The sequence below is a fragment of the Pseudomonas sp. AL10 genome, assembly GCF_029960685.1.
Classification (GTDB): Bacteria; Pseudomonadota; Gammaproteobacteria; order Pseudomonadales; family Pseudomonadaceae; genus Aquipseudomonas; species Aquipseudomonas lactis.
Genome location: NZ_JASBQZ010000044.1, coordinates 35,032 through 42,132 on the forward strand (window position 1 = coordinate 35,032; position 7,101 = coordinate 42,132).

The following is a 7,101-nucleotide window of genomic DNA, read 5'->3' on the forward strand; positions in this document are numbered from 1 at the left end:
TTAGAGCCTTTGGTCGGGTTTCATGTGTGTGCAAAGCGGGACGCAGAGCATCCCGGGACGCGTTCCCACGCAGAGCTTGGGAACCATAAAAAAACCCCAGCCTACAGCAGGCCAGGGTTTCGGGTATTGCGCTGGCGCAGTGTTATTCGACGGCTTTGACCATGTCTTCGATGACCTTTTTGGCATCACCGAAGACCATCATGGTCTTGTCCAGGTAGAACAACTCGTTATCCAGGCCGGCGTAGCCGCTGGCCATCGAGCGCTTGTTGACGATGATGGTCTTGGCTTTGAAGGCCTCGAGGATCGGCATGCCGGCAATCGGTGAGTTCGGGTCGTTCTTGGCGGCCGGGTTGACCACGTCGTTGGCGCCCAACACCAGCACCACGTCGGCCTGGCCGAACTCGGAGTTGATGTCTTCCATCTCGAACACCTGGTCGTAAGGCACTTCGGCCTCGGCCAGCAATACGTTCATGTGCCCCGGCATACGGCCCGCCACCGGGTGGATCGCGTACTTCACGGTGACGCCGCGGTGGGTCAGCTTCTCGGTCAGCTCCTTGAGCGCGTGTTGTGCCCGCGCGACCGCAAGGCCGTAGCCTGGGACGATAATCACGGTATCGGCATTGGTCAGCAGGAAGGTGGCGTCATCCGCGGAGCCGGACTTCACCGGGCGTGCTTCTTTGGAGCCCGCCGCGGCGCCAGCATCCGGCGCATTGCCGAAACCGCCCAACAGCACATTAAAGAAGGAGCGGTTCATCGCCTTGCACATGATGTACGACAGGATCGCGCCGCTGGAGCCCACCAGGGAACCAGCGATGATCAGCATCGAGTTGTTCAGCGAGAAACCGATGCCCGCCGCTGCCCAGCCGGAATAGCTGTTGAGCATCGACACCACCACGGGCATGTCGGCGCCGCCAATCGGGATGATGATCAGCACACCCAGTACAAAGGCCAAGGCCAGCATCAGCGCGAACGCAGTGAGGTTGCCGGTGAACATGAACGCCAGGCCCAGGCCCAGGGTTGCGAGGCCGAGCACCAGGTTCAGTTTGTGTTGCCCGCCGAACTGTACCGGTGCGCCCTGGAACAGGCGGAACTTGTACTTGCCCGACAGCTTGCCGAACGCGATCACCGAGCCGGAGAAGGTGATAGCACCGATGGCAGCACCGAGGAACAGTTCCAGGCGGTTACCGGCCGGGATCGAATCGCCCAACTGCTTGACGATGCCCAAGGACTGCGGTTCGACCACGGCGGCAATGGCGATGAACACCGCTGCCAGGCCGATCATGCTGTGCATGAAGGCGACCAGCTCTGGCATCTTGGTCATTTCGACGCGCTTGGCCATGATCGAGCCGGCGGTGCCGCCGACCAGTAGGCCAACGATGACGTAGCCAATACCGGCAGTCGCCAGTTCAGCCCCCAGCTTATAGATGAGGCCGACGGTGGTGAGCACCGCCAGCGCCATGCCGAGCATGCCGAACAGGTTGCCGCGCCGCGAAGTGGTCGGGTGCGAGAGGCCTTTGAGGGCCTGGATGAAACAGATCGACGCGATCAGGTAGAGCGTCGTCACGAGATTCATGCTCATTACTTGGGCGCCTCTTCTTTTACTTTCGGGGCTTTCTTCTTGAACATCTCAAGCATCCTGCGGGTGACCAGGAAGCCACCGAAGACATTCACCGCCGCCAGGGCCACGGCCAGTGTGCCCATTGTCTTGCCCAGTGGCGTCACGGTGAGAGCTGCGGCTAGCATGGCGCCGACGATAACAATCGCGGAAATGGCGTTGGTCACGGCCATCAGCGGCGTGTGCAATGCAGGTGTTACGTTCCAGACCACGTGATAACCGACATAAATCGCCAGCACAAAGATGATCAGGTTGTAGATACCGGGGGAGATAAGCTCTTCCATCGTCTGAATCCCTGCTTAGGCGTTTTTGCGGATGACTTGGCCGTCGCGGCACATCAGGCACGCGGCGACGATGTCGTCTTCGAGGTTGATTTCAAACTGCCCTTCCTTGGTGAAGACCAGCTTCAGGAAGTCCAGCAGGTTGCGCGCATACAAGGCAGAGGCGTCGGCGGCGACCGCACCTGCCAGGTTGGTCGGGCCGCAGATGATCACGCCGTTTTCCACCACGACCTGGTCGGCCACAGTCAGCGGGCAGTTGCCACCTTGGGCTGCAGCGAGGTCGATGACCACCGAGCCGGGTTTCATCTGCGCCACGGTATCGGCGCTCAGCAGGGTCGGAGCCTTGCGGCCCGGAATCAGGGCGGTGGTGATGACGATGTCGGCCTGTTTGGCGCGTTCGTGCACGGCCAGGGCCTGGCGCTGCATCCAACTGCTGGGCATCGGGCGCGCGTAGCCGCCGACACCAACGGCGCATTCACGTTCTTCATCGGTTTCGTACGGTACGTCGACAAACTTGGCGCCCAGGGATTCGATCTGCTCCTTTACCGCCGGGCGTACGTCGGACGCTTCGATCACCGCGCCCAGGCGCTTGGCCGTGGCGATGGCTTGCAGGCCTGCCACACCGGCGCCGAGGATCAGTACGCGCGCGGCTTTTACAGTGCCAGCGGCAGTCATCAGCATCGGCATGAAGCGCGGGTAGTGATGAGCGGCCAGTAACACGGCCTTGTAACCGGCGATGTTGGCCTGCGAAGACAGCACATCAAGGCTTTGGGCGCGTGAAGTGCGCGGCGCGGCTTCCAGGGCGAAAGCGGTGATGCCGCGCTCGGCGAGCTTGGCGATGGTTTCGTTGCTGAACGGGTTGAGCATGCCCACCAACACGGTGCCACTTTTGATCAGCGCCAGTTCGCTGTCGCTGGGGGCAACCACTTTAAGGATCAGCTCGGCGCCAAACGCGTCGTTGGCACTGCCAATGGTGGCGCCTGCCGTTTCATAGGCACTGTCGACGATGCTGGCATTGATGCCTGCGCCGCTTTGTACAGTGACCTTATGGCCCTGGCCGATCAGCTTCTTGATGGTTTCCGGGGTGGCAGCCACCCGCGTTTCACCGGTCTGGGTTTCGAGAGGAACACCAATGTGCACGTCAAATCTCCTGCATGATCTTTTTGCTTTTGATCTTTTTGTAAAAAGGCCAGTGCACCGCGAGTGGCGCAACTGGGGCGGCCGATCAGCACGATCCCGCTGAAATGACAGCGGGGCGCGGCATTTTGCAGGCGAACTTTACGGCCATCAAGGGATTATGACGGGTGACGAAAAATTAACTACAAGTCACCCTGTGACTGATTGTCGCAACAAGCTGAAATAACCTCTTTAAATACAGGCCTTTAAAGGTGTTCAGGCGTTTTCGGTCCGTTTTTCCATTGCCAGTGTGAATAGTCGTGCATTGGCCGGTAAGAGTCGCTAAGAGCCATGAGATACATGGCTTTTAGCCTTTTTTTTGGCTGACAAGTACAGTCTGTTTAAATGCGACATATACGTACATCTGTAGGTTCTGAATTTATTTGACTACAAAGTCAGCACTTGCGTTGTGTCCTTCATTTACATGGGTTGTAGCGTCTTGACTGGTCGAGCAGCCAGTCCCTGAATGCATGCAGAGAAGCGGATTCGACCTTTTTGTCAGGAATCATCAGGTAATAAGCCTTTTCGCTGGTCAGTGCTTCGGTGCTGGCGATTACCAGTTGTTGCTCCTTCAGCTCCCGCTGTATGAGGAAGGGAGGAATTAGTGCGATGCCCATGTCATGCATGGCCGCTTGAGACAGCATCGAGAATAGCTCGTATCGAGGGCCTGTCATGTCGCGTGGGATGTTCAGTTGTTGGGCGTTGAACCATTGGCGCCAGGCGTAGGGACGTGTGGTCTGCTGCAGCAGGGGCAGCTCGGCGATCTGTTGAGGGGTGAAATGCGTGCGGTCGCCGAGTAAGCGCGGGCTGCATACCGGTACCGGGTTTTCGCCCATTAACCGGTGGGATTGCGTACCCGACCAATCGGCATCCCCGAAGTAGATCGCCGCATCGAACTCGGTATCAGCGAACAGGAAGGGGCGCGTGCGGTTTGTCAGGTTCACCGTGACTTCCGGGTGCTGATGTTGAAAATCCTTCAGGCGTGGGATCAGCCACTGCGTGCCGAAGGTAGGTACCACCGCCAGTTCGATGACGTTGGCGCCCTGCTGGCCCATCACCGACAAGGTGTCGCGCTCTACGGCGTCCAGTTGCGTTGCAACCCTGCGGCTATAAGACAGCCCCGCCTCCGTCAGCTTCACTCCACGGCGTGAGCGGCGAAACAGTTCGACACTCAAAAACTCCTCCAGGCTGGCGATCTGTCGGCAAATCGCGCCTTGGGTGATGGAAAGCTCCAGTGCTGCCTTGGTAAAGCTCTCGTGCCGGGCTGCTGCCTCAAAGCTGATGAGTGCGGTGGTACTGGGGATTTTCCGGCGCATGTACGTTGCCCTCACAGATAAAGCGCATTTCTGGGCTTTTTTAGTGTTACGAAGTGAGAAATTAGCACAAGCCTATGCAAAAACCTCGTTTGCCCTCTGCGCTGACCGCGCCTAGTCTGGTTCCACGACTTCTGATTTTTTCCGCGAGGACTTATTCATGGCTGGCAAGGCAAGCTTCAACTGGATCGATCCACTGCTGCTGGATCAACAGCTCACCGGAGAAGAGCGCATGGTGCGTGACAGCGCCGAGCAATTTGCTCAGGACAAGCTGGCTCCTCGTGTGCTCGAAGCCTTCCGTCATGAAAAGACAGACCCCGCTATTTTCCGTGAGATGGGCGAGACCGGTTTGCTGGGGGCGATGATCCCTGAGCAGTACGGTGGCAGTGGTTTGAACTACGTCAGCTACGGTTTGATTGCGCGTGAGGTCGAGCGTGTCGACTCCGGCTATCGCTCGATGATGAGTGTGCAGTCTTCCCTGGTCATGGTGCCGATCAATGAGTTTGGTACCGAGGCGCAAAAACAGAAGTACTTGCCCAAACTGGCCTCTGGTGAATGGATCGGTTGCTTCGGGCTGACCGAGCCCAACCATGGTTCCGACCCGGGTGCGATGATTACTCGTGCACGCAAAGTGGATGGCGGCTACAGCCTGACCGGCGCCAAAATGTGGATCACCAACAGTCCGATTGCGGATGTGTTTGTGGTGTGGGGCAAAGACGATGCAGGTGATATCCGTGGCTTCGTCCTGGAAAAAGGCTGGAAAGGCCTGAGCGCTCCCGCTATCCACGGCAAGGTGGGTCTGCGGGCCTCGATTACCGGTGAAATCGTCATGGATAACGTATTTGTGCCGGAAGAAAATATCTTCCCGGATGTGCGTGGCTTGAAAGGGCCTTTTACCTGCCTCAACTCGGCACGGTACGGGATTTCTTGGGGGGCGCTGGGGGCTGCTGAGTTCTGCTGGCATACCGCGCGCCAGTACACCCTCGATCGCCAGCAGTTTGGTCGCCCGTTGGCTGCTACTCAACTGATCCAGAAGAAGCTGGCAGACATGCAGACCGAGATTACCTTGGCCCTGCAAGGTTGCCTGCGCCTGGGTCGGATGAAGGATGAGGGTACGGCGGCGGTTGAGATCACTTCGATCATGAAGCGTAACTCGTGTGGCAAGTCATTGGATATCGCGCGCATGGCCCGGGACATGCTGGGCGGCAACGGTATCTCCGACGAATTCGGAGTGGCGCGCCACTTGGTCAACCTGGAAGTGGTCAACACCTATGAGGGGACCCATGACGTGCATGCCTTGATCCTGGGGCGCGCGCAAACCGGTCTTCAAGCGTTCTATTAATAGGAGCATGGGTATGGGCGCGCTTTCGCATCTGCGAGTGCTGGATTTGTCGCGAGTACTCGCGGGCCCTTGGTCCGGGCAGATTCTTGCAGACCTTGGGGCCGAGGTGATCAAGGTCGAAAGGCCGGGCAGCGGCGATGACACGCGCGCTTGGGGGCCGCCCTTCCTTAAGGGTGCGGATGGCGAGAATACCAGTGAGGCGGCGTATTACCTGTCGGCCAACCGTAATAAAGAGTCGGTGACCATCGACTTTACGCGGCCGGAAGGCCAGAAACTGGTACGCGATCTGGCTGCCAAGTCCGACATACTGATCGAAAACTTCAAGGTGGGCGGCCTTGCGGCGTATGGGCTGGACTATGAATCCCTCAAAGAGGTCAACCCGGAGCTGATTTACTGCTCCATCACTGGGTTTGGTCAGACGGGCCCCTATGCGATGCGTGCCGGCTACGATTTCATGATCCAGGGTCTGGGCGGGCTCATGAGCCTGACCGGGCGGCCTGAAGGGGATGAAGGCGCTGGGCCGGTAAAGGTTGGCGTAGCCTTGACCGATATCTTGACCGGGCTTTATTCGACCGTGGCGATCCTGGCTGCGCTAGCGCATCGCGATCACGACGGTGGTGGGCAACATATCGACATGGCGTTGCTGGATGTGCAGGTGGCTTGCCTGGCGAATCAGGCGATGAATTACCTGACCACCGGGACGCCGCCGAAGCGCTTGGGGAACGCTCACCCTAATATTGTGCCCTATCAGGATTTTCCCACTGCCGATGGAGATTTCATCCTCACCGTAGGCAATGACGGGCAGTTCCGTAAGTTCGCTGAAGTCGCCGGGCAGCCACAATGGGCGGATGACGTGCGTTTCGCCACTAATCGCGCGCGGGTGGCTAATCGCACGGAGCTGATTCCTTTGATCCGTCAAGCGACGGTCTTCAAGACGACCGCTGAGTGGGTGTCGCAGCTGGAGCAAGTGGGCGTGCCATGTGGGCCGATCAATGATCTGGCGCAGGTGTTTTCCGATCCGCAGGTCCAGGCGCGTGGTTTGGCGATTGAGCTGCCTCACGCATTGGCGGGGACGGTGCCCCAGGTTGCGAGCCCGATACGCTTATCCAAGACGCCTGTTGAGTACCGGAGTGCGCCTCCTCTATTGGGGGAGCATACGCTTGAGGTGCTGCAGGGGGTTCTGGGGCTGGGAGCTGCTCATGTGGCCGCATTGAAGGAGGCGGGTGTTATTTGAGCGTTCCCTTCTATATAGAAGCGCACTGGTGAGCTGGTTGTTTTTTAACCGAAGCTAACTTATTGATAGGAAAGCAAAATTAAGAGTTGACGGCGAATTATATCTGTCTATAATTCGCCCCACTTCCGGCGCAGTCGAAA

Annotated in this window: 6 protein-coding genes; 2 read left to right on the forward strand and 4 right to left on the reverse strand. The window is 58.5% G+C overall.

The window, feature by feature from the left end; all coding sequences use genetic code 11:
* Positions 1 to 142: 142 nt before the first annotated feature.
* The 4 genes from QK296_RS25265 to QK296_RS25280 all read right to left on the reverse strand — a co-directional run bounded on the left by QK296_RS25265 (position 143) and on the right by QK296_RS25280 (position 4,388).
* Positions 143 to 1,579 carry an NAD(P)(+) transhydrogenase (Re/Si-specific) subunit beta gene (locus tag QK296_RS25265; protein ID WP_003187415.1) on the reverse strand — a complete coding sequence of 479 codons (1,437 nt, stop codon included), beginning with the start codon at positions 1,577 to 1,579 and terminating at the stop codon, positions 143 to 145.
* Positions 1,579 to 1,899, reverse strand: a complete 321-nt coding sequence (locus QK296_RS25270) for an NAD(P) transhydrogenase subunit alpha (RefSeq protein WP_003187417.1) — start codon at positions 1,897 to 1,899, stop codon at positions 1,579 to 1,581. Before QK296_RS25270 ends, QK296_RS25265 begins: the two co-directional genes overlap by 1 nt.
* Positions 1,900 to 1,914: 15 nt before the next feature.
* Entirely contained in the window at positions 1,915 to 3,036 is a 1,122-nt protein-coding gene (locus QK296_RS25275; RefSeq protein WP_003187419.1) for a Re/Si-specific NAD(P)(+) transhydrogenase subunit alpha, read from the reverse strand.
* A gap of 452 nt (positions 3,037 to 3,488) precedes the next feature.
* Complete coding sequence (locus tag QK296_RS25280; RefSeq protein ID WP_003187421.1) at positions 3,489 to 4,388, reverse strand: LysR family transcriptional regulator; 900 nt, start codon at positions 4,386 to 4,388, stop codon at positions 3,489 to 3,491.
* Between the two features lie 157 nt (positions 4,389 to 4,545).
* On the opposite strand from QK296_RS25280, the gene QK296_RS25285 reads away from it, so the two are divergent.
* Positions 4,546 to 5,727, forward strand: a complete 1,182-nt coding sequence (locus QK296_RS25285) for an acyl-CoA dehydrogenase (RefSeq protein ID WP_169857057.1) — start codon at positions 4,546 to 4,548, stop codon at positions 5,725 to 5,727.
* A 13-nt stretch (positions 5,728 to 5,740) separates the two neighbouring features.
* On the forward strand, positions 5,741 to 6,961 hold the full coding sequence (locus tag QK296_RS25290) for a CaiB/BaiF CoA-transferase family protein (RefSeq protein ID WP_169857059.1): 1,221 nt from the start codon (positions 5,741 to 5,743) through the stop codon (positions 6,959 to 6,961).
* The last annotated feature ends 140 nt before the right edge of the window (positions 6,962 to 7,101 follow it).

Bases quoted from the DNA above. Each gene is read 5' to 3' on its own strand.
- QK296_RS25265 (WP_003187415.1), bottom strand. From the start codon at position 1,579: ATGAGCATGAATCTCGTGACGACGCTCTACCTGATCGCGTCGATCTGT.
- QK296_RS25280 (WP_003187421.1), bottom strand. From the start codon at position 4,388: ATGCGCCGGAAAATCCCCAGTACCACCGCACTCATCAGCTTTGAGGCA.
- QK296_RS25285 (WP_169857057.1), top strand. From the start codon at position 4,546: ATGGCTGGCAAGGCAAGCTTCAACTGGATCGATCCACTGCTGCTGGAT.
- QK296_RS25270 (WP_003187417.1), bottom strand. From the start codon at position 1,899: ATGGAAGAGCTTATCTCCCCCGGTATCTACAACCTGATCATCTTTGTG.
- QK296_RS25290 (WP_169857059.1), top strand. From the start codon at position 5,741: ATGGGCGCGCTTTCGCATCTGCGAGTGCTGGATTTGTCGCGAGTACTC.